Below are 24,488 nucleotides of genomic sequence, written 5' to 3'. Positions count from 1 at the left end.
GTCACAGGGCCGTGAACGTGAGACCGTCACACGGCCGTAAGGTGTCGCTGGAGGCGTCGCTCTCCGGGCGGTGGGCGAGGACCGCACCTCGGGCCGGTCAGGGAGCGTCGACAAGCCCCTTGGCGTCCCGGGCGAGTGCCGTGAGCCGGGATATCGCGCGGAAGTACTTCTTCCGGTAGCCGCCCTTCAGCATCTCCTCGCTGAACAGCCGGTCGAAGGGCAGCCCGGAGGCCAGCACCGGCACCTCACGGTCGTAGAGCCGGTCCGCGAGGACGACCAGCCTCAGCGCCGTCGACTGGTCCGGCACCGGCCGCACGCCGGTGAGGCACACGACCCCGATGCCGTCGGTCAGCGCGCCGTAGCGGCTGGGGTGAACCCTGGCCAGGTGCTCCAGCAGCTCGGGGAAGTCGTCGAGCGAGGCGTTCCCAGCGGTGTGCGCCGCCTTCTCCACCTGCTCGTCGGAGAACGGCGCCGGGGCCTCGGGCAGCCCGCGGTGGCGGTAGTCCTCGCCGTCGATGCGCAGCGCGCGGAAGTGTGCCGACAGGCCCTGGATCTCGCGCAGGAAGTCGGCGGCCGCGAACCGGCCCTCGCCGAGCTTGCCCGGCAGCGTGTTGGAGGTGGCGGCCAGCGCGACACCCGCGTCGACCAGCCGGCCGAGCAGGGTGGACACGAGCACGGTGTCGCCGGGGTCGTCCAGCTCGAACTCGTCGATGCACAGCAGACGGTGCCCGGACAGGGTCTCGACCGTCTTCTGGAAGCCCAGCGCGCCGACCAGGTTGGTCAGCTCCACGAACGTGCCGAACGCCTTGCGGTCGGGCTCGGCCGGGGTGGCGTGCCACAGGGAGGCCAGCAGGTGGGTCTTGCCGACGCCGTAGCCGCCGTCGAGGTAGACCCCGCGGGGCCCGGCGGGCGTCCTGGCGGCCTTGCTCCTGCCCTTGCCGAAGCCGAAGAGGCCGCGCCGGGCGGTCCCGCCGGCGGGTGCACCGTCGAGCCCGGCGGCGAAGTCCTCCAGGACCCGGACGGCCTCGGTCTGGCTGGGCTGGTTCGGGTCCGGGATGTACGTCGAGAAGCGCACCGCGTCGAAGCGCGGCGGCGGGACCATCTCGGCGACCAGCCGGTCCGCGGGGACGTGCGGCTCACGGGCGCACAGGGACACGGGGGCGGCACCGATGACGGGGCTCAGACCGGAGGCGGCAGTGGAGGACGACACGGTTCCCCATGGTATGCCGCGTGGAACACTGCACCGCATGCGACGCCTGTTCCCTGTGACCGACGAAACAGCAGCCCAGGCCTTCGGCGAGGGCCGGAAGACCGGTGACGCGAGCGCGCCGGGCGGCCTCGCGGGCCGGGAGTGGACCCTCGCCGAGCTGGCCGCCGCCTACGCCTACCCCGGGCCCGGAGCCGCGGGGCGCGAGCCGTGGCTGCGGGCCAACATGGTGTCCACGCTGGACGGGGCGGCCCAGCACGAGGGCCGCTCGCAGCCCATCTCCAGCGCCGCCGACATGCGGATCTTCGGCACGCTGCGGGCGCTGGCCGACGTGGTGGTGGTCGGCGCCGAGACGGTACGGCAGGAGGGCTACCGCCCGGCCCGCGCACGCAAGGAGTTCGGCACCCTGCGCGAGGCGGCCGGGCAGGGGCCGGCCCCGGCGATCGCGGTGGTCACCGCGGGCCTGGAGCTGGACTTCACGCTCCCGCTGTTCACCTCGCCCCTGGTGCCCACATTGATCCTCACCGGTGCCGCCGCGGCCCCGGACCGGGTCGCGGCCGCGGAGAAGGCGGGCGCCCGCGTGGTGATCGCCGGGGACGGCATGGGCATCGACCCGGTCCGCGCGGTGCGCGCGCTGGCCGAGCTGGGCCACACGCGCCTGCTCACCGAGGGCGGTCCGCGTCTGCTCGGCCAGTTCGTGGCCTCGGGCGTGCTCGACGAGCTGTGCCTGACCGTCTCCCCGATGCTCACCGCCGGGGACGCCCAGCGCATCGCGGGCGGCCCCTCCGTCCCCGTCCCGCACCGCTTCACCCTGGCCTCGCTCCTGGAGGAGGACGGCTTCCTGTTCGGCCGGTACCGCCGGACGTGACGGCCCGGGGCACCCCCGCCAACCGCAACCAGTAGCCTCCGGCCACAGCAGCCGGCAGCCCTGGGCACCGGTACCGCCGGACGTGACGGCCCGGGGCACCCCCGCCAACCGCAGCCAGTGGCCTCCGGCCAGGGCAGCCGGCAGCCCTGGGCACCCTGAACCTCGGGCGTCTTCCAGCTACGGCGGCCCGGGAGCCTCGGGCACCGGAACTCCGGGTGACTTCCGGCTACGGCAGCCCCGGGAGCCTCGGGCACCGGAACTCCGGGTGACTTCCGGCTACGGCGGCCCGGGAGCCTTACCCGAATCCAAGCGCCGTCGGCTACGGCAGCCGGCAGCCCTGGGCACCCTGAACCCTCGGCGCCTCCCGGCTACGGCAGCTCCGGCCCCCGAACCCCGGGTGCCTCTCGGCTACGGCGGCCCGGGAGCCTCGGGCACTCGCACCCCGGGTGGCTCCCGGCCACGGCATCCCCGAGGAGCCTCCGGTAACCCGAATCCAGGTGCCACGGGCTACGGCAGCCCCGGCCTCCTCCGGCAGCCCGAACCGTGGCGCCTCCGGCGACCCGAAACCCGGCTCCTCCGGCAGCCCGAACCGTGGCGCCTCCGGCGACCCGAAACCCGGCTCCTCCGGCAGCCCGAACCATGGCGTCTCCGGCGACCCGTAACCCCGGCCTCCCCCGGCACCCCGAACCGTGGCGTCTCCGGCGACCCGAAACCCGGGCCTCCTCCCGCAGCCCGAACCACGGCGCCTCCGGCAACCCGAAACCGGGGCCTCCCCCCGGCACCCCGAACCCGGGCGCCCCCGGCACCCCGACCCGGAGGTCCCACCGGCACCCCGACCGGCAACAAGACCCGCCGCGCCCCCGCCGACCAGACCCGCCGCGCCCCACCAATCAGACCCGGACACTTCCAGCAACCGGAATTGATAATTCCGGTCTGTTGATGGTGGGTGCACTCAGTTCCGGCGAAACCGGCGCCGACGCAAGGCAGGATGGTTTCTGCTGGGGACTGGATCGGCCCCAGCCGTAGGCAGAGGGCGGCGCGGCGCGGCCCTCGGAGCAGAAAGGGCGCCTGGTGTTCACAAGCGTATTGATGATCGAGAAGGCCCTGACGTCCGCCGACGTGGAGTTCGTCACCACCCTGCACGGCGAGGAGCCGGTCTCCTTCCACGTGCTGCTCCAGCCGCGCGGCGAGCAGGCCGACCGGCTGCTGCGGGCCATCGACGACATCGCGCTCGGCGAGATCGACGAGGCGGCGCGGGAGGGCGAGACGCCCGAGGGCGAGGCCGCCAAGAGCGAGGGGGAGCGGGCCCTGGAGGTCTCCCTCAAGGCGCTGCGCGCCGCGGGTGGCGAGGCAGAGGGGCGCCTGGTGGAGAACCATCCGCTGGACGCCCTGAAGTCCCTGGTCGCGGACGTCGGCGCGGACGAGGTGATCGTCCTGACCGACCCGCACTACGTGGAGGAGTTCTTCCACCGGGACTGGGCCTCACGGGCCCGTCACAAGGTCGGCGTACCGGTCCTGAAGCTGTTCTCGCACAGCAAGGCATAGGCTTGGGCGGCGCCCCCGCGCTCGGGTGCGCGCACCGTCGTACCGCAGCCGTACCACCTGGGGAGAAAAGCGCATGGCACCCGGCCTTCCTACCGCCATGGACCGACCGCACTTCATCGGCATCGGCGGCGCCGGGATGTCGGGCATCGCCAAGATCCTCGCTCAGCGCGGCGCGCGGGTCGCGGGCAGTGACGCCAAGGACTCCGCGACCGCCGAGGCGCTGCGCGCGCTGGGCGCCACCGTGCACATCGGGCACGCGGCCGAGCACCTCGCCGACGACGCCAGCTGCGTCGTCGTCTCCTCCGCCATCCGCGAGGACAACCCTGAGCTGGCGCGCGCCGCCGAGCTGGGCATCCCGGTCGTCCACCGCTCCGACGCGCTGGCCGCCCTGATGACGGGCCTGCGCCCGATCGCCGTCGCCGGCACCCACGGCAAGACGACCACGACCTCCATGCTCGCGGTCTCCCTGTCCGAGCTGGGTCTGAAGCCCTCCTACGCCATCGGCGGCGACCTGGACGCCCCCGGTTCCAACGCGCTGCACGGCGAGGGCGACATCTTCGTGGCCGAGGCGGACGAATCGGACCGCAGCTTCCACAAGTACGCCCCCGAGGTCGCCATCGTCCTCAACGTGGAACTGGACCACCACGCCAACTACGCCTCGATGGACGAGATCTACGAGTCCTTCGAGACCTTCGTGGACCGCATCACCGAGGGCGGCACGCTGGTGATCGCGGCCGACCACGAGGGCGCGCGGGAGCTGACGCGCCGGATCACGGCCCGCGACGTGCGGGTGGTGACGTACGGCGAGTCCGAGGACGCCGACGTACGCATCCTCGCGATCGTCCCGCAGGGCCTGAAGAGCGAGGTCACCGTCCTGCTGGACGGCACCGAGCTGACCTTCTCCGTCTCCGTCCCCGGCCGCCACTACGCGCACAACGCCGTCGCCGCGCTGGCCGCCGGCGTCGCCCTCGGCATCCCGGCCGCCGAGCTCGCCCCCGCCCTGGCCGCCTACACCGGCGTCAAGCGGCGGCTCCAGCTCAAGGGCGAGGCCGCGGGCGTCCAGGTGATCGACTCCTACGCCCACCACCCGACCGAGATGACCGCCGACCTGGAGGCGATGCGCGGCGCTGCGGGAGACGCCCGGATCCTGGTCGTCTTCCAGCCGCACCTGTTCTCGCGCACCCAGGAGCTGGGCAAGGAGATGGGCCAGGCGCTCGCCCTCGCGGACGCCTCCGTCGTCCTGGACATCTACCCCGCCCGCGAGGACCCGATCCCCGGCGTCACCAGCGAGCTGATCATCGAGGCGTCCCGGGCCGCGGGCGCCGACGTCACGGCCGTCCACGACACGGCGGAGGTTCCGGACGTGATCGCGGGAATGGCGAAGGCCGCCGATCTCGTTCTCACCATGGGAGCGGGCGACGTCACGGACCTCGGCCCGCGCATCCTGGACCGACTGAGCGAGAACTGAAGCGAGGAGCTGAGGCTCATGCCGTACAAGGTCGAGAAGCCGGACGAGCAGTGGCGCGCGGAGCTGACCCCGGCCGAGTACGCCGTCCTGCGCCAGGCCGGCACGGAGCCCGCCTTCACCGGCGAGTACACGGATACCAAGACCAAGGGCATCTACTCCTGCCGGGCGTGTGGCGCCGAGTTGTTCACCTCCGACACCAAGTTCGAGTCCCACTGCGGCTGGCCGTCCTTCTTCGACCCGAAGGACACCGACGCCGTGGAACTGCTGGAGGACGGGTCCCACGGGATGGTGCGCACCGAGGTGCGGTGTGCCCGCTGCGGGTCGCACCTCGGGCATGTCTTCGAGGGGGAGGGGTACCCCACACCCACCGATCAGCGGTACTGCATCAACAGCGTCTCGCTGCGACTGACGCCGGCCGAGGACTGAGCCGAGCGCCCCGTCAGGACGCTTTGCAGCACCCTGACGGGGTGGGACAATATGGGACACAGGTGGCGTCGCCGACGCCACCGGCAGTTTCTCCGCATCTCCGCAGAGGCGGGTGAAAGAGATGGTCACAGCCTCCTACGTCGAACTGGCCGCGGCGCCGCACGTGTGGGCGACTCTGGGAGCCTTCATCGGTGGCCTGGTGATCGTGATCGCGCTCGTATGGGCCGTCGGCATGGGCATCGGCGTGATGCGCCGGGAGCCCGACCGCCCCAAGGACCATGAGCAGCCGCACCTCCCGGTCACCGGAGCCATCGAGGAGATCAGCGAGCTCCGCGAGCCGGACGAGGTGGAGCCCGAGGACGGGCAGCGGCTCATGCCGTACGAGATCCATCGCGCCGGCACCCGCCGCAGCGAGGACCAGCACCGGCACCGCTGGGCCCCGGGCACCAGCGGATCCTTCGGCAGCGGAGGCCCGGGCGCCCACTGATCCGACGAAGCGGGGCAGGTCCCTTCACGGGGCCCGCCCCGTTTTCGCGGGCCCTGTTCACAGATCCCACCACATCTTCACGGGATGCGCCCCTGCCCGGGGCGCTCCCGGCCCGCCGCAACCCGAGGCGTCTAGACTCACACCGCAGCGGCCCGTGCGACCGTGGCCGAGAGCGGGCAGCTTCTGCCAGACCCGAAGGGTGTTCGGCGTTTGATACGCATAGACACAGTCACCAAGCGGTACCCGGACGGCACGGTCGCGGTCGACCGGCTCTCGCTGGAGATACCGGACCGCTCGATCACCGTCCTCGTCGGACCCTCCGGGTGCGGCAAGACCACCACCCTGCGCATGATCAACCGGATGGTGGAGCCCAGCGAGGGCAGCATCCTCCTGGACGGCGTCGACATCCGGGAACAGCCCGTCAACTCCCTCAGGCGGTCGATGGGTTACGTCATCCAGAACGCCGGTCTCTTCCAGCACCGCACCATCGTCGACAACATCGCCACCGTACCCCGGCTGCTCGGCTGGAGCAGGAGCAAGTCCCGCGTGCGGGCTTTGGAGTTGATGGAGCGCGTCGGACTGGACGCCGCACTGGCCAAGCGCTACCCCTACCAGCTGTCGGGCGGTCAGCAGCAGCGCGTCGGCGTGGCCCGGGCGCTCGCCGCGGATCCGCCCGTGCTGCTGATGGACGAGCCGTTCTCCGCCGTCGACCCCGTGGTGCGCAAGGGCCTTCAGGACGAACTGCTGCGCATCCAGGACGAGCTGGGCAAGACGATCGTCTTCGTCACCCACGACATCGACGAGGCCATCAAGCTCGGCACGACGGTCGCGGTGCTGCGCACCGGCGGCCGGCTCGCCCAGTACGCGCCGCCCGCCGAACTGCTCACCGCCCCCGCCGACGCCTTCGTGGAGGACTTCCTCGGCACGGACCGAGGCATCCGCCGGCTCTCCTTCTTCGGCACCGAAGGGCTGCAGCTGAAGAGCGCCCCGATCGTCACGGTCGACACCACCGCCGAGGAGGTCGCCGCGCGCACCGACGCCGAGGACGACGTGCCCTACCTCCTCGTCACCGACCGGGACGGCAGGCCCCTCGGCTGGAGCGAGCCGGCCGCGCTCGCCGCCGGACCGGTGGACGTCGCCCGGCTGCTGCCCCATGGACGGCCCTTCCGGCAGGGCGGCGAGTCCCTGCGCGCCGCCCTCGACTGCGCCGTGCTCTCCCCGACCGGCTGGGCCGTCGCCGTGGACGGCACCGGCCGCGCCGTCGGCGTCGTCTCCCAGCAGGCCATCGGCGAGGCGATCCGCACGGCCCACGCCGAGCGCACCACCGGTACCGCCGGAGACGACGGCACTACCGGTGGTGGTGCGCTCGGTGACGCCGATGCCGCCACCGGCGCCGAGGTCGCCGGATGAGCGGCTTCTTCGACCTTCCGAGCGACCTCCAGCACAGCTGGCTCGGCCTGATCGGCCTGCATCTGCGCGAGGCCCTGCTGCCGGTCCTGGCCGGCCTCCTCGTCTCGCTGCCGATCGCGCAACTGTGTGTGCGCTTCCGCTGGTTGTACGCGCCGGTGCTGGGGCTGACGACAGTCCTCTACGCCATTCCGTCCCTGGCCTTCTTCGTCGTCCTGATCGACTACACCGGCCAGACCGAGCTGACCGTGATGATCCCGCTCGCCGTCTACAGCCTGGTCGTGCTCGTCCCGGCCATCGTCGACGGCGTCCGCTCGGTGCCGCAGGAGACGCTCGCCGCCGCCACCGCCATGGGCTTCGGGCCCGTACGGCGCTATCTCCAGGTGCAGTTGCCGATCGCGGTACCCGCCATCATCGCGGGACTGCGGGTGGCCACCGTGTCGAGCATCTCTCTGGTCAGCGTGGGCATGCTGATCGGCAACCAGGGCGCGCTCGGCAACCTGCTCAACGACGCCAACATCTACCACCGGCCCGAACTCGCGGTGAACTCCGTGGTCACCACGGCGGCCCTGGCCATCCTCGCCGACGCCGTCCTGGTCCTCGTGCGCCGCCTGCTCACCCCCTGGATGCCGCACGGCACCCGCCGCCGCCCCCCGGCCGAGGCCGCCGACGCCGCCGAGGCAGGGCCCGAGCCGGCCGTGCCCGCCCTGGAGGACACCGTCCGGTGAACGTACTGCACTTCGTCAACGCCTTCTTCAGCGACAGCGCCCACTGGCACGGCTACGACGGCATCCCCACGCGGCTGATCCAGCACATCCGCTACTGCCTGATCGCGCTCGCCCTCGCCGCCGCCATCGGGCTGCCCGTCGGCCTGGTCACCGGGCACTACGGGCGCGGCGGCAACGCCCTCGCCTTCATCGCCACCGCCGGGCGGGCCCTGCCCAGCTTCGGTCTGCTGGTGCTGATGACCATCATGGTCGGCTTCGGCCTGGTGCCCGTGATGGTCCCGCTGGTGGTGCTCGCCGTCCCGCCGATCCTGGTGACCACGTACGAGTCGGTGCGTTCCGTAGACCCCTCGCCGGTGGACGCCGCGCGGGGCATGGGCATGCAGGAGTCGCGGATCCTGTTCCAGGTCGAACTGCCCGTCGCGCTCCCGCTGATCCTCAGCGGCCTGCGCTCGGGCGCCATCCAGATCGTCTCCACGGCCACCATCGCCGCGTACGTCGGCATCGGCGGCCTCGGCCGCTACGTCATCGACGGGCTCTACCAGCGCGACTACGAGAAGGTGGTGGGCGGCGCCACACTGGTCGCCGCCCTGGCGCTGGCGACCCTCGCGGTGTTCTGGGCGGTGGCGCGGTGCACGGTCTCGCCCGGGGTGCGCAGGAGCGGCTGATCCCGGGGGTGCGGCGCCGCCGCCCCAGGCCGGCGTCTCGCGCAACTCGCCGAAGATCGAAGCCAATCGGTGACCCGGTGACTCTTGACTGACCGAGAACCGGCTGGATTGGATCGGACAGGTGACTTCTCACCCGAAGAACTCCAGGTCCAGCACGAGGCTCACGGGCGCGGCCGCCGTCGCGCTCGCCACCGTCGCGGCGCTCGTCACCGGGTGTTCGTCGTCCTCAGACAACACGTCCGACAACCCGCTCACGGGCGGCGGGGCGAGCGGCGACAGCGTCGTCGTCGGCTCCAACAACTTCGCCGAGAGCATCCTGCTCGCCGACATCTACGGCGAGGCCCTGAAGGCCAAGGGCATCAAGGTCACCTACAAGCCCAACATCGGCAGCCGCGAGACCACGTACGGCCTGCTGAAGAACGGCTCGATCACCGTACTGCCCGAGTACAACGGGGCGCTGCTGGCCTACCTCGACAAGAAGGCCGCCCCGAAGACGGTGGAGGCCACGACGGCCGCGATCAACAGCAAGCTCGACCCGGGGCTGACGCTGCTCCAGCCCGCGCCCGCGCAGGACAAGGACTCGGTCACCGTCAACGCCGAGACGGCGAAGAAGTACCACCTCACCGGGCAGTCCTCCATCGCCGACCTCAAGGACGCCGCCAAGGACCTCGTCTTCGGCGGCTCGCCCGAGTTCCAGGCCCGCCAGCAGGGCCTCCTCGGCCTGAAGTCGGTCTACGGACTCCAGTTCAAGTCCTTCAAGGCCCTGGACGCGGGCGGCCCGCTGACCCAGCAGGCCCTGAAGAAGAACACCGTGCAGGTCGCGGACGTCTTCACCACGGACCCGACCATCGCCAAGGAGAAGTTCGTGGTCCTCCAGGACCCGAAGAACCTCTTCGGCTTCGAGAACGTCCAGCCGCTCGTCCGCAAGGGCAAGCTCTCCCAGAAGGGCGTCGACGCGCTCAACGCGGTCTCCGCCAAGCTGGACACGGCCACCCTGCTGGACCTGGACACCCAGGTGCAGGCCCAGAAGAAGGACCCGCTCGACGTCGCCAAGGCCTGGCTGAAGTCGGCCGGTCTCGGCTGACGCACGTCAGGCGCCGGCCGCCCGTGGCCGCCCCCGGGCCTGTCTCCGCCGCTGCCTGCGTGCCCGGCGGGACTCCTGGTCCGGGAGCCAGCCGAAGACCAGGCAGCTGCCGGTCGCCCCGAGGAGGAGGCCGAGGAAGAAGCCGCCCAGGTTGGAGGTGACCCAGGTGCCCAGGGACAGCAGGACGCCGGTGAGGGAGTAGAAGAGGCGCTGGGCGGGGTTGAAGAGGGTCAGCAGCCCGCACAGCACCATCAGTGCGGGCAGCAGATAGCCGGCCAGGCCCTGCATCCCGATGTGCATCACGACCTTCAGTGATGCCTTCTCGGTGAGCAGGATCTCCACCCCGCCCAGTGTGAGCAGCAGCCCGCCCCAGAAGGGGCGGCGGAACCGCCAGCTGCGGAACGCGGCCCACGGGCCCGGTCGCGGCACACCGGGGCCCGCCTGCCCTGCGCTCACGTCGTCCGCCATCGGTTCAGCAACCCGAGTCGCTGAACCGGAGCTTGAGGCCCGGCAGCTTGAAGACGCCCGCCGTGGTGGCGTAGTTGGTCTGCCGCAGGTTGGCGATGCGAACCGTGTCCGACTGCTGGCTGAACACGCCCTTGGGGCCGCGTACACCCGCCTTGGTGAGCGTGCTGGCGTCGTTGCCGATCTCGATGTTGTCGAAGGCGGCGTCGCCAGAGAGCTCGGTGGAGTCCGTCGTCAGATCGGTCGCCCGCACCTTCTCGGCGCCGCTGCCCGCGGTGATCAGCAGGTTGGTGCCGCCCAGGTCGACGCTCTGGCACAGCCGGGTCAGCGTCGCGTTCTTGATCGCCGAGGTCACCACCAGCACCTGGCCGCCGGTGTCGCCCGCGTTGGGGCTGTCCTCGGCCATGTTGTCCAGGGCGCCGAACTGCTCGAAGCCGGTGCCGTTCAGCTCGGTCGCCGTGACCGTGAAGGGCATCCCGGAGATCGCGAACTGGACACCCAGGGCGCCCTGTGCGGTGAGCACCGCAAGGCCCGCCGCGACCAGGGTGGCGGGCACCGCCAGGACGGCGGCACGGCGCAGCCGCACCCGGCCGCGTCTGTCCGTGCCGGGCTGCTCGGGGGTCTCGGGGGTGGGGTCGGCGGACGATGTGAGGTCCGAGGACGAGGCCATGTCTGCTCCCGTGTGCATGGTCAGTGCCGGTGCGGAGTTCAGCGGCCCGTTGCCCTGGCGCGGACAGCGGCTGCCGCGCACCCGGAGCACCATCGGTCGATGCAAGGGCTTTCTGGTTTACGCGGCAGTAGGTGCGGAGGAAGTTACCGGGGGTTACAGGCAGGGTCAAGGTGCTTGTGAAAGAAAGGTGAACCTTCGGCGCCTCGGTCGTGCACAGGACGCACAGCTGCGGCCGGCTCGGCCAACTGCCTTGTCATGCCTTGACGTTGACGGGCGGTCGGGGCTACAACTCTGCGTGGCCTCCCCGGATCCGTGGCGCCGGATCCGTGACGCCGTTTTCGCAGCGCGGCCCACCGCACGGCCCGCCGCGCTCCTTCCCGGAGCCGTTGCGCCTGTCGGCCCTTCACGCACGCCGTTCACCTGTGCAAGGGCTTTCACGCGCTCTCCTCGGCTCCCTGCGCACGCACCTCAGGGCGTCCCCGCACCTCGCCCGACCCCCACACAGAATCGAGGTACCCGCATGCGTACGCGTCCCGTCCTCACCCTCGCCGCCGTCATCGCCGCGCTCTCGCTCCCGGCGATCGTCCCCGCCTCCGCCGCGGGCGGCGCGGTGCTCACCACGGGCGGCCCCGGCGGCACGCCCGTCGCGGTCGGTGACGTCCTCACCGCCTCGCTGGCGAGCGGCACCCACGCCACATTCGCCTCCAGCGCGTCCGGCAGCAGCGGCGTCTCGTGCACCTCCTCGACGTTCACCGCCACCGTCACCGGCAACCCCGCCGCACCCGGCAGCGCGACCGAGTCGGTGACCGGGCACACCTTCGACAGCGCCAGTTGCACCAGCAACGTCACCGGTGTGCTCGGCGTCAGCGGCATCACGATCGACAACCTGCCGTACGCGGCCACCGTCGACTCCGACGGCACGCTCACCGTGACACCGTCCAGCGGCTCCGCCATCCAGGCCACGGTCAAGCTGCGCACCCTGCTGGGCAGCGTCACCTGCGTCTACAAGGCGGCCGCCCTGACCGGCAAGGCCGACAACGCCGCCAACAGCATCACCTTCACCAACCAGCAGTTCGGCAAGGCGTCCGGCTCGTCGCTGTGCTTCGCCAACGGCTACTTCACCGCGCAGTACGCCCCGGTGACCGACGCGGGCGCCGCCGTCTACGTCAACTGACCTCTCCCGCGCCGGCAGCGCGCCGGGCACCGGCAGCACGTGTCCGGCGCGCCGCTGTTCGCCAGGGCCTGTCCGGCGGATCTGGCCGGAGAGAAGCCACCGCGCCATATCAAGCCCAGATGTGCGTGCCAGACCCCGCGTCTGCGGCGGGATCCGCCGGACAGGCCCTAGCGTGAGCGCATGCCCGAGATCCCGACCGCGCCGGTGCTCCTCGGCGGCGAACCCGGTTCCTTCCCGCACAGCGTGCTGGCCGAGCGGCACCCCGCCATCATCCGGCAGGTGCGTGAGGCCCTTCCCTACGGCCCCGCGCAGCACCGCGCCCTCGACGCACTGTCGGAGAGCTGCACCGAGGGAGTGATCGAACCGCTCCCCGCCGACGCCCACGACCGGCACCGCTGGACGGCCTGGGGGATGGCCGGGTACGAGGGCCGGTCCTGGTTCGACGTGCCGTGGTTGTGGTCCGAGAGCTACTTCTACCGTCTGCTCCTCGAGGCCGTCGGCTACTTCGGGCCCGGTCCGTGGCAGGGCATCGACCCGTTCCGCCCGGCCAAGCTCGCCGAACTCGACGCCCAGGACACCGACGAGGAACTGGCCGCGCTCGACGCCCTGGAGGGCGTACCGGACGCGGAGCGCTTGGCCGCCCTGCTGCACGGCTCGCTCTGGGGCAACCGCGCCGACCTCGGCTTCCGCCTGTCGGCGGCCTCCACCGAGGCCCGGGCGACGGCCACCGGCGTCACCCAGGACGCCCCCGGCCTCGTCGCCGACGACAGCGAGGCCCTGTGGTCCCTGCTGCCGACCTCCGGCACCGGCACGCTCTGCCTGGTCGCCGACAACGCGGGCCGCGAACTCGTCCCCGACCTGCTCCTCGTCGCCGACCTTCTCGGCCACGGCCGCGCGGCGCGGGTGGTCCTGCACGTCAAGCCGTACCCGTACTACGTCTCCGACGCCACCACGGCCGACGTCGTCGACGCCGTGCGCCGGCTGGCGGCGGCGCCGGGCGCCGCCCACGGGTACGGGCGCCGCCTGTGGTCCGCCATGGCCGACGGGCGGCTGACCGTCCGCGCGCACCCGTTCTCCTGCGCCCCGCTGCCGTACGCCGAGATGCCCGGCGACCTGCGCGAGGAGTTCGCCGCGGGCACGCTGACCGTCTTCAAGGGCGACCTGAACTACCGGCGCCTGGTCGGCGACCGGCTGTGGCCCCCGACCACGTCGTTCGCGGATGTGACCGCGTACTTCCCCGGCCCGGTCGCGGCCCTGCGCACCCTGAAGTCCGAGGTGGTCACCGGCCTGGACGCGCGCACCGAGGCCGCGCTCGACGCCGCCGAGGACCGGCGCTGGCGCACCGGCGGCACGCATGCGCTGATCCAGGTCGCCGGAGCCTGACGGGGCCCGCACCTTCACGGCGTCTCGGCGAACCCTCGCTGCTCACGGGCCGGTTCGGACGGCGATTCACGCGATGGTGTGATCGGATCCGCGCCGGAGGATGCCGCCGGAGTGTCACGGGTAGTGCCCGGCCATGACGCAGCAGCCCTTCGAACTCCCGCACTTCTACATGCCGTATCCCGCGCGGCTCAACCCGCACGTCGACGAGGCCCGCGCCCACTCGACGCGGTGGGCGCGCGAGATGGGCATGCTGGAGGGCTCCGGGATCTGGGAGCAGTCCGACCTCGACGCGCACGACTACGGACTGCTCTGCGCCTACACCCACCCGGACTGCGACGGACCCGCCCTGTCCCTGATCACCGACTGGTACGTGTGGGTCTTCTTCTTCGACGACCACTTCCTGGAGACGTTCAAACGCGGCCAGGACCGCGCCGGCGGCAAGGCCTACCTGGACCGGCTGCCCCTGTTCATGCCGCTCGACCTCGCGACTCCCGTGCCCGAACCGGAGAACCCGGTGGAGGCCGGCCTCGCCGACCTGTGGGCGCGCACGGTGCCGTCGATGTCGGCCGGCTGGCGGCAGCGGTTCGCGGTGGCCACCGAACACCTGCTGAACGAGTCCCTGTGGGAGCTGTCCAACATCAACGAGGGACGCGTCGCCAACCCCGTCGAGTACATCGAGATGCGCCGCAAGGTCGGCGGCGCCCCCTGGTCGGCCGGGCTCGTGGAGTACGCCACCGCCGAGGTTCCCGCGTGCGTGGCCGGATCCAGGCCGCTGCGGGTGCTCATGGAGACCTTCTCCGACGGTGTGCACCTGCGCAACGACCTGTTCTCCTACCAGCGCGAGGTGGAGGAGGAGGGCGAGCTGAGCAACGGCGTGCTGGTCCTGGAGACCTTCTTCGGCTGCACCACCCAGGAGGCCGCCGAGACCGTCAACGACGTCCTCACCTCCCGGCTGCGCCAGTTCGAGCACACGGCGCTCACCGAGGTGCCCGCGCTCGCCGTGGAGCACGGCCTCACCCCCGACCGGATCGCGGCGGTGGCGGCGTACACCAAGGGCCTTCAGGACTGGCAGTCCGGCGGCCACGAGTGGCACATGCGCTCCAGCCGGTACATGAACAAGGGGGCACGTCCGGACAGCCCCTGGCAGCGGCCGACCGGCCTCGGCACCTCCGGCGCGGACGTCCGCGCGCTGCTCGCCGACGCGGGCGCCATGGGGGTACCTCCCACGCCGTTCAGGCAGTGGGGGCGTTTGCGCGCCTACACCCATGTGCCGTTCCAGAAGGTCGGGCCCTCCCGTATCCCCGACCTGTACATGCCGTACGAGCTCCGGCTCAGCCCGCACCTGGACGCCGCCCGCTCCCGCCTGACCGCGTGGTGCCACCGCATGGGCATCCTCCAGGAGGGCGTGTGGGACGAGGACAAACTCGCCTCCTACGACCTCGCCCTGTGCTCCGCGGGCCTCGACCCGGACGCCACCCCCGAGGCGCTCGACCTCAGCGCGCGGTGGCTCGCCTGGGGCACCTACGCCGACGACTACTACCCGCTGGTGTACGGCCATCGCCGCGACCTGGCCGGGGCCCGGCTCGCCACGGCCCGCCTGTCGGGCTGCATGCCGCTGGACGGCGAGACGGCGACCGTTCCCGTGGGCGCCATGGAGCGCGGACTGACCGCCCTGTGGGCGCGCACCACCGCGCAGATGACCGCCGACCAGTGCCGCACCCTCAAACAGGCGATCGACACGATGACAGAGAGCTGGGTGTGGGAGCTGTCCAACCAGCTCCAGAACCGCATCCCCGACCCGGTGGACTATCTGGAGATGCGGCGCGCCACCTTCGGCGCCGACCTCACCCTGCACCTGTGCCGCGCGGGCCGTGCCCCGGACCTGCCGCCGGAGGTCTACGGCTGCGGCCCGGTCCGCTCGCTGGAGAACGCGGCCGTCGACTACGCCTGCCTGCTCAACGACGTCTTCTCGTACCAGAAGGAGATCGAGTACGAGGGCGAGATCCACAACGCGATCCTCGTCGTGCAGTACTTCTTCGGCATCGGCTATCCGGCGGCGCTCACCGTCGTGCACGACCTGATGACCCAGCGCATGCACCAGTTCGAACACGTCATCGCCCACGAACTGCCCCTCGTCCGCGACGACTTCGGGCTGTCGGACCATGCGTGGGCCTCACTCCACGGCTATGTCACCGGCCTGCAGAACTACATGGCCGGCATCCTGAACTGGCACCGGAACGTCGACCGCTACAAGGCCGAGTGGCTCGCCCGCCGCGCCCACGGCTTCCTCCCGGACCGCCCGCCGGCCTCCGCCCTGCCCGTCGGCTGACCCAGGACCTGGGGCAGGACCAGATGGAGGCGATCGATGGAACAGACCGCGTTGCGTCCCAAGCCGATGCCCGGCCGGGAGCCCCCGGGCGGCGCCTCGCGCGGCACCGTCCGGCGCCCGCACAGCGTCCGCCGCGGGCGCCGCCGGCTGCTGACCGTCGCGTTCGGTCTGCTCGGCGGCCTGGTCCTGCTGCTGTCCGGGATCGGCATCGGCACGGTGAGCGCCACGGTGATCGGCATGAGCAGAATGGCCGAGCTGCAACGCCAGGCGGCAGGACCGGGGGCGGCGGCGCCCCGGTCCGCCCCGGCGTACCGGACGGCGCCCGCGAGCCCCACGCCGACGCCGGTGCGCCCGGCCCTCGGCATCGAGGCGGTCGACGACACCGGGCCGGGGGCCCGCGTCGTCGGCGTCCACGTCCCCGGACCCGGCTCCTCGGCGGGCCTCGTACGCGGAGACGTGCTCCTCGTGTTCGGCGGAACCCGCGTCGACTCGGCCGCGGACCTGGCCCGGGCGGTCGCCCGGGCGCGCCCCGGCCGTGAGGTGGTGCTGACGGTGCGGCACCGCAGCGGCGGCTACGAGCAGCTGACCGTGGTGCCCGGAGTCGTCACATGAGGTGAACGGTGTGTCGCGGTCCCGGCACGGGGCGTGCGGGGCGGGTGGGTGCCGAGTCTTAACATGGGAGCGGAAGCACTGGTCACACGGTCGGCCGACCGGACGGGGCGGGGCGACGGGCCCGCGCCGCCCGGCGGATGCGGCCGACCGGCTCGCGCGGCCCCGCGCGGGCGGGCAGGATGCTGCCCGTGGGTCCACCATCACCCGTTCAGCCGAATACGGAGGCCCGGATGACCGGCACCGCGCCCGCGCCCTTCACCGCCGACGACCACCGGGCCCGGATGGCGCGTGCCGCACAGGCGGCCGCCGACGCCGGGCTGGCCGGACTGCTGGTGGCGCCGGGCCCCGACATGGTCTGGCTCACCGGCTACACGCCCACCGCCGTCACCGAACGGCTCACCCTGCTCGTCCTGACCCCCGGCCGGGACCCCGTGCTCGTCGTCCCCACCCTGGAGGCCCCGGACGCCGCCGGGGCCGTGGGCGCGCCCGCCCTGACCCTGCGGGACTGGACCGACGGCAAGGACCCCTACGCCGTCACCGCCGACCTGCTCGACACCTCCGGCCGGTTCGGCATCAGCGACAACACCTGGGCCATGCACCTGCTGGGCCTCCAGCGGACCCTGCCCGGCACCTCCTACGCCTCCCTCACCGAGGCCCTGCCGATGCTGCGCGCCGTGAAGGACCCGGCGGAACTGCGGCTCCTGGCCGCCGCGGGCGCGGCCGCCGACCAGGCGTTCGAGGAGATCCGCAAGGTCCGGTTCGCCGGGCGCCGCGAGTCCGAGGTCGGCGCCGACCTCGCCGAGCTGCTGCGGCGCTCCGGGCACTCCCAGGTCGACTTCACCATCGTCGGCTCCGGCCCCAACGGCGCCAACCCGCACCACGAGATGGGCGACCGCGTCATCGAGCGCGGCGACATGGTCGTCCTCGACTTCGGCGGCCTCAAGGACGGCTACGGCTCCGACACCACCCGCACCGTGCACGTCGGCGAGCCCACCGACGAGGAGCGCCGGGTGCACGACATCGTGCGCGAGGCCCAGGAGGCCGGATTCCGGGCGGTGCGCCCCGGGGCGGCCTGCCAGGAGGTCGACCGGGCCGCCCGCACGGTGATCGCCGAGGCCGGCTACGGCGAGTACTTCATCCACCGCACCGGCCACGGCATCGGCGTCACCACGCACGAACCGCCCTACATGATCGAGGGCGAGGAACAGCCCCTCGTGCCCGGCATGTGCTTCTCCGTGGAACCCGGCATCTATCTGCCCGGCCGCTTCGGCGTCCGCATCGAGGACATCGTCACGGTGACCGAGGACGGAGGCCGCCGCCTCAACGACACGACCCGCGAGATGGTCCTGGTGGACTGACCGACCGGCAGCCGGCACCCGCGACCCGAATCGACACGGCCCGACGATGACCCAGGCACCGACACCCACCGCGGACACCCTCCGCAGACTGGTCCGCACCCTGCTCAAGGAGAGCTCGCAGGACCGGGCCGGCACCGCCGCCGGACCCGACGTCCGGCCCGTCGCCGAGGGCGGCGAGCACTCCACGTGGTGGGTCGGCACCCGCCACGTGCTGCGCCTCGCCCCCGACCGCGAGGCCGCCGCACGCCAGCGCCGCGAGGTGCGCCTGCGCGACCTCGTCCGGCCGCACGTGCCGCTCGCCGTGCCGGCCAGCGTCGCCCACGGCGAGTGGGCGCCCGGACTGACGTACACGCTGGACACGCGGATCACCGGCGGCACCACGGGCGGGCACGACGTCTCCGCCGTCGGAGAGGACGACCTCGCCGGGCTGCTCACGGGACTGCGCGCGGTGCCCGCCCGCCAGGCCGAGGCACTCGGCGTGCCCCGCGCCGCGCCCCGCTCCCTGGAGGCGCTGCGCCGTACGGCCGTGCACGCGGCCGAACGCCTCGGGAAGGCCGACGAGTTCGATCCCGCGCGGATGAACCAGCTCACCCCGCCCGCCGCGGCCCAGCTGGCCGCCCAGCCCGGGACCGCCGTGCTCGTCCACCACGACCTCGGGGCCGAGCACCTGGTGGTGAGCGCGGACGGGCGGGTGCGGGGCGTCCTGGACTGGACCGGCGCGGCGGTCGGGGATCCCGCCGAGGACATCGCCGGTCTCGCCCTCGCCGTGGGTTCCCCCGCCGCCGTGCGCGCCGCCACCCTCGCCGGCTACGGCGCCCGCCCCTGCCTGCGCGGCCTGTGGCTGGCCCGCTGCGACAGCGTGATCCGGCTCGCCGGCCGCCTCGAGGGCCGCGACGACACCCCGCTGCCACCGCTCAGGTCCCGGCTGCGCCACGCCTGGGAGGCGATCCTCCTGGAACGGGTCACAGAACTCCGCGAGGACTGCCAGGGCACCGGCGACGACAGCACCACGGCACCGTAGCGCCACACCCGCCGGTCCCGGGTGTGCCGCAGGGGTGGTGGTGGCCGTTTCGGTCGTGCGGCGGTCGGTGGTACTCGTGGGGGCTGTAGGTGTGTGAGGCGCCGGTCCCCGGGGTGCCGCGGGGTGTCTCGGCCGTGCGGCGGGCCGGCGGCACCGGTAAGGGCCGTAGCCGTGTGAGCCGCCGGTCCCGGGGCGTCGCGGGGCGGCGGGGCCGTCCCCTCGTGCGGCGGGCCGGCGGTCGCGTAGTGCCGTAGGCGCGCGGTGTCGGCGATGACCGTGGCGTCGCGGGCGGTGGCGCCGACCCGGCGCTGCTCAGGGGCGGCGGTGCCCGCGGCGGTGCGGCCCGCCGGGCCGTCGGTCCCTGATGCGTCGTGGTGGCGGTCCCGTCCCGGCTCGGGCCTGGTCAGTTCTGTGCCAGTACCACGCACGACTCCCCGGGCAGGTGCAGTACCCCGTCGCCGTCGGGCACCTCGACCGGGTCCCATGCGGCGAGGAGCTCGGCGGGGCGGGTGCCGAGGGGGATGGCCGCGGGCTCCTTGCCGAGGTTGACGGCCACGCGGACGTCGCCCCGCCGGAAGGCGAACCAGCGGGCCTCCTCGTCGTAGGCCACCTTGGTGTCGGCGAGGTCGGGGTCGGTGAGGTCCGGCTGCTCCTCCCGCAGCGCGATCAGCCGCCGGTACCAGGCCAGCAGACGCGCGTGCGGCCCGTGCTCCGGCTCGGACCAGTCCAGGCAGGAGCGGTCGCGGGTCGCCGGGTCCTGCGGATCGGGCACCTCCTCCTCCGCCCAGCCGTGCGCGGTGAACTCCCGCCGCCGGCCCCGCCGCACGGCCTCCGCCAGCTCCGGGTCGGTGTGGTCGGTGAAGAACTGCCACGGGGTGCTCGCGCCCCACTCCTCGCCCATGAACAGCATCGGTGTGAACGGCGCGGTCAGCGTCAGCGTGGCCGCGCACGCCAGCAGCCCGGGGGAGTCGGCCAGCAGCATGGACAGGCGGTCCCCCTGGGCCCGGTTGCCGACCTGGTCGTGGGTCTGGCTGTAGCCGAGCAGCCGGTGGCCGGCCACCCGGGTGCGGTCCAGCTGACGGCCGTGACGGCGGCCCCGGAAGCTGGAGTACGTCCCGTCGTGGAAGAAGCCGCCGGTGAGCGTCTTGGCGACCGCCGCGAGCGGGGCCCGCCCGAAGTCGGCGTAGTAGCCCTGGGCCTCACCGGTCAGCGCGCTGTGCAGGGCGTGGTGGAAGTCGTCGTTCCACTGGGCGTGCAGGCCCAGGCCGCCCTCCGCGCGCGGGGTGATCAGCCGCGGGTCGTTCAGGTCCGACTCGGCGATGAGGAACAGCGGGCGGCCGAGGTCGGCGGAGAGCGCGTCCACGGCCGTGGACAGCTCCTCCAGGAAGTGGCACGCGCGCGTGTCGGCCAGCGCGTGCACCGCGTCCAGACGCAGCCCGTCGATCCGGTACTCCCGCAGCCACGCCAGCGCGCTGCCGATCAGGAAGTCCCGCACCTCGTCCGAGCCGGGCGCGTCCAGGTTGACGGCGGCCCCCCAGGGCGTGTGGTGGGCGTCGGTGAAGTACGGCCCGAACCGCGGCAGATAGTTGCCCGACGGGCCCAGATGGTTGTGGACGACGTCCAGGACCACGCCGAGGCCCCGTCCGTGCGCCCGGTCGACGAAACGCTTCAGCCCCTCCGGGCCGCCGTACGGCTCGTGCACCGCCCACAACGAGACGCCCTCGTACCCCCAGCCGTGCCGGCCGGGGAACGGGCACACCGGCATCAACTCCACGTGTGTGACGCCCAGTTCGACCAGGTGTTCCAGCCGCTCGGCGGCCGCGTCGAAGGTGCCCTCGGGCGTGTACGTGCCGACGTGCAGCTCGTACAGGACCGCGCCGGGCAGCGGCCGCCCCGCCCAGTCCGCGGTACGCCACACATGGCGGGCGTGGTCGACGACGGCGCTCGGCCCGTCCGGGCCGTCCGGCTGCCGCCGCGAGCGCGGGTCGGGCAGCACGGGCCCGTCGTCCACCGCGAAGCCGTACCGCGAGCCGTCCCGCGCCTCGGCCTCACCGATCCACCAACCCGACCGCTCCGGATCGCGCTCCAACGCGCGCGTGGCCCCGTCGCACCGGAGCGTCACACGGCCGGCCTGCGGTGCCCACACCTCGAACTGCACGGACGGTTCCCCTTCGTCTGCTCACCGTGATGGAGTGCGTCCATCGTCCTCCAAAAGAGATCAATCCGCTTTCGGATGCTTCCTTTTGCGGTGGGTGTCGTCGGATCCGCCCGGTCGGGGACCGTCTGCGCCCCACTTCGCCCACGGTCTGCGGGATGCCCGTCGCGGCCGGTCAAGTCCGTTTTCGCACGGTGGTGTTGACGGATCGGAAACATCGTGACTGACTGTGCGTACACCATGCACATGTGGTGAACCAACGGCACCGCATTGTGGAGGTGTGCCCTGCCCCCACTCCACCGCTACCCGACCGTGGACGAGCTGGGCGCGCACGCCGCCGCACTCGTCGCCCGCCACCCCCAGGGCGCCCGGCTGCGCCGTGTCGGCACCTCCCGCGCGGGCACGCCCCTTTGGCTGCTCTCGGTGGGCCACGGCAGCCGCCAGGCCCTCGTCGTCGCCGGGCCCCACGCCAACGAGCCGGTGGGCGGCGCCACCGTCCTGCGGCTGGCCGAGCGGGTCCTGGCCGCACCCGTCACCGGCGAGGCCGCCGACATCACCTGGAACCTGCTGCTCTGCCTCGACCCGGACGGCTCGCGCCGCAACGAGGGCTGGCTCACCGGCCCCTACACCCTCGGCGCCTACTTCCGGAACTTCTTCCGGCCCGGCTTCCTGGAGCAGCCCGAATGGCTGCCCGACGGCGCCGAGGCCGCCGCGCTGCCCGAGACCCGCGCCCTGCTCGACCTCCAGGACGAGCTGCGGCCCTTCGTCCAGTGCTCGCTGCACGGCGTGGACGTCGGCGGCGGCTTCGTCGAGCTGACCCGGGACCTGCCCGGCCTCGCCCAGCGCCTGGCGCACACCGCGGCCCGGCTCGGCATCCCGCGCGAACTGGGCGCCTACGACTCCCTGTACTGGCCCCGCCTCGGTCCCGCCGTGTACCGGATCCCGCCCCCGCGCCGGCGCGACCTGGCCGCCGCCATCACCGAGGCGGCCGTGGAGTCCACCTGGTTCCACCCGGACCGGCACGGCACCGTGACCGCCGTCGTCGAGGCACCCATGTGGGGCGTGGCCGCGGTGGGCGACGGCTCGGCGCCCACCGACCCGGACGCGGTGCTGCGCGCCGTGAGCCACGCCCTGCGCGACAACACACGGCACCTGGCGCGGCTCCTGGCCCGCGCCCGGCCCCACGTCGCCGGCGTGCCGGGCGCGGACCGCCTGCTCGCCCCGGTGGACGACTATTTACTGGTCTGCCCCGGCCTCGCCGACGCATGGGACCCCGACACCGACGACGGCACGGCACGCGCGCTGCCGCCGCTGACCAACGCCCACCTGGCCGCCCTGCGCATCGCCGGCCGGCGCCTCGCCCTGCGCACCGCCGGGCTGATCCACCGCCTCGTGCGTGCAGCCGGGGACGACCCGGCCGGTGTCCTGCCGCATCTGGACCGGCTGATCGACGAGTGGTGCGCGGACTACCGCGACGGCCTCGGGGCGCGCTGGATACCGGTCGCCCGGCAGTCCGAGTACCAGACCCGGATGGTGCTGGCCGCCTGCCGGCTCGCCGGGCGGCACGCGCGCGCGTGCTCCCGTTCGGGTGAGGCCACGTGGGGGCCGGGGGCCGCCGTGCCGATACATGGAGAATGACCCACTTCAGCAAGACGGCGACCCGGCTGCGGCGCGGCACGATGGCGGCAGCGGCCCTCCTCCTCGCGGCCGCGCTCCCGGCCCAGGCCGCCCACGGAGCCCGGACCCCCCACCGCCACAGCGGCGACAACGACTGGCTCTACGTCACGGTCACCCACGGCGACACCCGCTCCGGCGACACCCGGGGCGCCCTCCTGCGGTGCGACCCGCCCCGGGGCCACTCCCACGCGACGCTGGCCTGCGCCCAGCTCCGGTCCGCGCGCGGCGACATCCGCTTCGTCCCCCACAAGGACGACGTCATCTGCTCGATGATCTACGCCCCCGTCACCGTCCAGGCCCGCGGCGAGTGGCAGGGCCGAGCGATCGACTACACGGAGACCTTCGCCAACCAGTGCGTGATGGAGGCCCGCACGGGCGAGGTCTTCGCACTGGACGCGTGAGCCTTCCCGCGCCTGGGCACGCGCCCGCCGCCGTCGCCACCGCCACGGGCCGACGGCTGTCAGATGGTCAGTTCGCGGGCGTGGTGGGCCGTGGCCAGGACCGTGCGGGACTGGTGTTCGACCTGGTGGGGGAGGGGGACCCAGCGGGCGCGGAAGCGGGTGGCGAAGGACTCGCTCCAGGCCGTCACGAGGTGCTCCAGGCCGGGGACGGCGGGGTCGTCGGTTTCGCGCAGGACCCGGAGCAGCATGGCCGCGGCTCGTAGCGGCAGCCTGCGGCCGAACGCGTCGACGCTGCCGACGTACGCCATCGTCGTGTCCGCGGGCGGGGTGTCGACCCAGTCCGCGGCCAGCCCCGGTGCCAGGCCGAGCCCCCACTTCGCCGCCCGCAGCAGCGGCCCGTCGGCGCCGTCCAGCCGGGGCAGCGCGTCGGCGAGCACCTTCTCGACCTGGCGGGTGTCCCGCAGCAGCCGCGCCGCCAGCCGCCGGATCGCCGCCGCCGGGGCCGGATGCGGGGCGGGATCGTCGACGAGGTCGCTCGCCCACATCGGCACCTCCACGACCGCCGTCATGCCGCCGTACCGGTGCGCGTGGTACCAGGTGCTGTGCCGTGCGTCGTCCGGCAGGCTCGGATACGCCACACCCGAGCCGGGCTCCGGCATCACCCGCACCCCGGGCCCCGAGACGGGCCACCCCGCGGCGTCGCAGGCGCCCGTCTCCACCGGTATGTGCAGCTCCGCCGCCGACTTGCCGAACGGCTCGGCGAGCCCGGGCACGTTCCTGGTCAGCTGCACCCAGCTGCCGCCCAGATCCGTGCCGTGCAGTGTCACCTGGACATAGGGGCGCAGCGTGTCGATGACCCGGAGCAAGGTCCGCGTCTCGGGCGGCAGCCGGTCGGGCGGCAGCACCGACGGGGACCACTCCGGCTGCTCGGCCCCTGCGGGCCGGAAGAACCCGAGGTGGTACTCGAGGAGGCTGCGCGGGGCCGGCGTCACATGCAGGCTCGCCCCGTCCGGGTCGGCGCACAGCAGGAAGTGCCAGGAGGTGTCCGCCCGCAGCCGCCGCTCCTCCAGCACACGCCGGGCGAGCGCGAGGAGGGTGGAGCCGCCGGTCGGCTCGTTGGCGTGGGCGCCCGCGACCACCAGGACGGCCCGCCGGGCGTGACCGACCGACAGCAGGTGCAGCGGCCTGCCCGCGCGGGAGACGCCGACCTGATCCAGCTCGCACAGGCCCGGCCGGCGCGCGGCCAGCGACCGGGCGGAGGCGAGCAGTTCGGGAACACTGGGATAGCGCAGCTCCGGCAGTGGACTCACCCCCGACTTGTCCGCCCGGACTCGCATTCCGCAGTACCCCACGGACTC

Annotated in this window: 22 protein-coding genes; 17 read left to right on the top strand and 5 right to left on the bottom strand. The window is 73.1% G+C overall.

The genetic code is table 11. From position 1 onward, the window contains the following. Positions 1–97: 97 nt before the first annotated feature. Positions 98–1,210: a cell division protein ZapE gene (zapE, locus tag R2S09_RS11105; protein WP_306184295.1), complete on the bottom strand. Its 1,113-nt coding sequence runs from the start codon at positions 1,208–1,210 to the stop codon at positions 98–100. 37 nt (positions 1,211–1,247) lie between these two features. On the opposite strand from zapE, the gene R2S09_RS11100 reads away from it, so the two are divergent. The 9 genes from R2S09_RS11100 (at position 1,248) to R2S09_RS11060 (ending at position 9,885) form a co-directional block, all read left to right on the top strand. After that, the gene (locus R2S09_RS11100) at positions 1,248–2,075 is read left to right on the top strand and encodes a pyrimidine reductase family protein (RefSeq protein ID WP_306184294.1); all 828 of its coding nucleotides are present in this window, start codon (positions 1,248–1,250) and stop codon (positions 2,073–2,075) included. Positions 2,076–3,146: 1,071 nt separating this feature from the next. Then, on the top strand, positions 3,147–3,620 hold the full coding sequence (locus R2S09_RS11095) for an indole-3-glycerol phosphate synthase (RefSeq protein WP_306184293.1): 474 nt from the start codon (positions 3,147–3,149) through the stop codon (positions 3,618–3,620). A gap of 73 nt (positions 3,621–3,693) precedes the next feature. Continuing rightward, the gene (gene murC / locus R2S09_RS11090; RefSeq protein ID WP_306184292.1) at positions 3,694–5,088 is read left to right on the top strand and encodes a UDP-N-acetylmuramate--L-alanine ligase; all 1,395 of its coding nucleotides are present in this window, start codon (positions 3,694–3,696) and stop codon (positions 5,086–5,088) included. Between the two features lie 18 nt (positions 5,089–5,106). Further along, a complete protein-coding gene (gene msrB / locus R2S09_RS11085) occupies positions 5,107–5,514 on the top strand; it encodes a peptide-methionine (R)-S-oxide reductase MsrB (RefSeq protein WP_306184291.1) in 408 nt (135 codons plus the stop codon). A 121-nt stretch (positions 5,515–5,635) separates the two neighbouring features. After that, the gene (locus R2S09_RS11080; protein ID WP_306184290.1) at positions 5,636–6,001 is read left to right on the top strand and encodes a DUF6479 family protein; all 366 of its coding nucleotides are present in this window, start codon (positions 5,636–5,638) and stop codon (positions 5,999–6,001) included. A gap of 210 nt (positions 6,002–6,211) precedes the next feature. Next, positions 6,212–7,411 (top strand): ABC transporter ATP-binding protein, encoded by a 1,200-nt coding sequence (locus tag R2S09_RS11075; protein WP_316740648.1) that lies wholly within the window; start codon positions 6,212–6,214, stop codon positions 7,409–7,411. Then, the gene (locus R2S09_RS11070) at positions 7,408–8,136 is read left to right on the top strand and encodes an ABC transporter permease (RefSeq protein WP_306184288.1); all 729 of its coding nucleotides are present in this window, start codon (positions 7,408–7,410) and stop codon (positions 8,134–8,136) included. Before R2S09_RS11075 ends, R2S09_RS11070 begins: the two co-directional genes overlap by 4 nt. Beyond that, entirely contained in the window at positions 8,133–8,801 is a 669-nt protein-coding gene (locus tag R2S09_RS11065; protein WP_316740645.1) for an ABC transporter permease, read from the top strand. Before R2S09_RS11070 ends, R2S09_RS11065 begins: the two co-directional genes overlap by 4 nt. Before the next feature lie 121 nt (positions 8,802–8,922). After that, positions 8,923–9,885, top strand: coding sequence for an ABC transporter substrate-binding protein (locus tag R2S09_RS11060; RefSeq protein WP_306184286.1), 963 nt, complete (start codon positions 8,923–8,925; stop codon positions 9,883–9,885). A 6-nt stretch (positions 9,886–9,891) separates the two neighbouring features. On the opposite strand, the gene R2S09_RS11055 is transcribed toward R2S09_RS11060, so the two are convergent. Together R2S09_RS11055 and R2S09_RS11050 are read right to left on the bottom strand one after the other, a co-directional pair. Next, positions 9,892–10,341, bottom strand: a complete 450-nt coding sequence (locus R2S09_RS11055) for a DUF6114 domain-containing protein (RefSeq protein ID WP_316740643.1) — start codon at positions 10,339–10,341, stop codon at positions 9,892–9,894. Between the two features lie 16 nt (positions 10,342–10,357). Then, on the bottom strand, positions 10,358–11,020 hold the full coding sequence (locus R2S09_RS11050) for a DUF6230 family protein (protein WP_306184438.1): 663 nt from the start codon (positions 11,018–11,020) through the stop codon (positions 10,358–10,360). 520 nt (positions 11,021–11,540) lie between these two features. Here R2S09_RS11050 and R2S09_RS11045 point away from each other — a divergent pair. The 6 genes from R2S09_RS11045 to R2S09_RS11020 all read left to right on the top strand — a co-directional run bounded on the left by R2S09_RS11045 (position 11,541) and on the right by R2S09_RS11020 (position 18,897). Continuing rightward, positions 11,541–12,194, top strand: coding sequence for a Tat pathway signal sequence domain protein (locus tag R2S09_RS11045; protein WP_316740640.1), 654 nt, complete (start codon positions 11,541–11,543; stop codon positions 12,192–12,194). 180 nt (positions 12,195–12,374) lie between these two features. Next, positions 12,375–13,577, top strand: a complete 1,203-nt coding sequence (locus tag R2S09_RS11040; RefSeq protein WP_316740638.1) for a damage-control phosphatase ARMT1 family protein — start codon at positions 12,375–12,377, stop codon at positions 13,575–13,577. Positions 13,578–13,710: 133 nt separating this feature from the next. Then, positions 13,711–15,906 (top strand): germacradienol/geosmin synthase Cyc2, encoded by a 2,196-nt coding sequence (gene cyc2 / locus R2S09_RS11035; RefSeq protein WP_316740636.1) that lies wholly within the window; start codon positions 13,711–13,713, stop codon positions 15,904–15,906. A 36-nt stretch (positions 15,907–15,942) separates the two neighbouring features. After that, on the top strand, positions 15,943–16,518 hold the full coding sequence (locus R2S09_RS11030) for a PDZ domain-containing protein (protein WP_316740634.1): 576 nt from the start codon (positions 15,943–15,945) through the stop codon (positions 16,516–16,518). Between the two features lie 230 nt (positions 16,519–16,748). Further along, complete coding sequence (locus tag R2S09_RS11025) at positions 16,749–17,876, top strand: aminopeptidase P family protein (protein ID WP_316740632.1); 1,128 nt, start codon at positions 16,749–16,751, stop codon at positions 17,874–17,876. A 46-nt stretch (positions 17,877–17,922) separates the two neighbouring features. Beyond that, positions 17,923–18,897, top strand: coding sequence for a phosphotransferase family protein (locus tag R2S09_RS11020; protein WP_306184279.1), 975 nt, complete (start codon positions 17,923–17,925; stop codon positions 18,895–18,897). Positions 18,898–19,300: 403 nt separating this feature from the next. Here R2S09_RS11020 and treZ read toward each other — a convergent pair whose 3' ends face one another. Beyond that, positions 19,301–21,055: a malto-oligosyltrehalose trehalohydrolase gene (treZ, locus tag R2S09_RS11015; protein WP_316740630.1), complete on the bottom strand. Its 1,755-nt coding sequence runs from the start codon at positions 21,053–21,055 to the stop codon at positions 19,301–19,303. Positions 21,056–21,364: 309 nt separating this feature from the next. Here treZ and R2S09_RS11010 point away from each other — a divergent pair, with 309 nt between their 5' ends. Both R2S09_RS11010 and R2S09_RS11005 read left to right on the top strand, forming a co-directional pair. Further along, a complete protein-coding gene (locus R2S09_RS11010) occupies positions 21,365–22,690 on the top strand; it encodes a M14 family zinc carboxypeptidase (RefSeq protein ID WP_316740629.1) in 1,326 nt (441 codons plus the stop codon). Continuing rightward, positions 22,687–23,130, top strand: coding sequence for an SSI family serine proteinase inhibitor (locus R2S09_RS11005; RefSeq protein ID WP_306184276.1), 444 nt, complete (start codon positions 22,687–22,689; stop codon positions 23,128–23,130). The genes R2S09_RS11010 and R2S09_RS11005 overlap by 4 nt, the downstream gene beginning before the upstream one ends. Positions 23,131–23,189: 59 nt before the next feature. Here the strand turns inward: R2S09_RS11005 and R2S09_RS11000 are convergent, their stop codons facing one another. Then, positions 23,190–24,440, bottom strand: a complete 1,251-nt coding sequence (locus tag R2S09_RS11000; protein WP_306184275.1) for a M14 family zinc carboxypeptidase — start codon at positions 24,438–24,440, stop codon at positions 23,190–23,192. Between the last annotated feature and the right edge of the window lie 48 nt (positions 24,441–24,488).

This window comes from Streptomyces sp. MK7 (assembly GCF_032658145.1).
GTDB classification, from domain to species: Bacteria; Actinomycetota; Actinomycetes; order Streptomycetales; family Streptomycetaceae; genus Streptomyces; species Streptomyces spiralis.
This window is presented reverse-complemented; position numbering and strand designations above follow the sequence as displayed.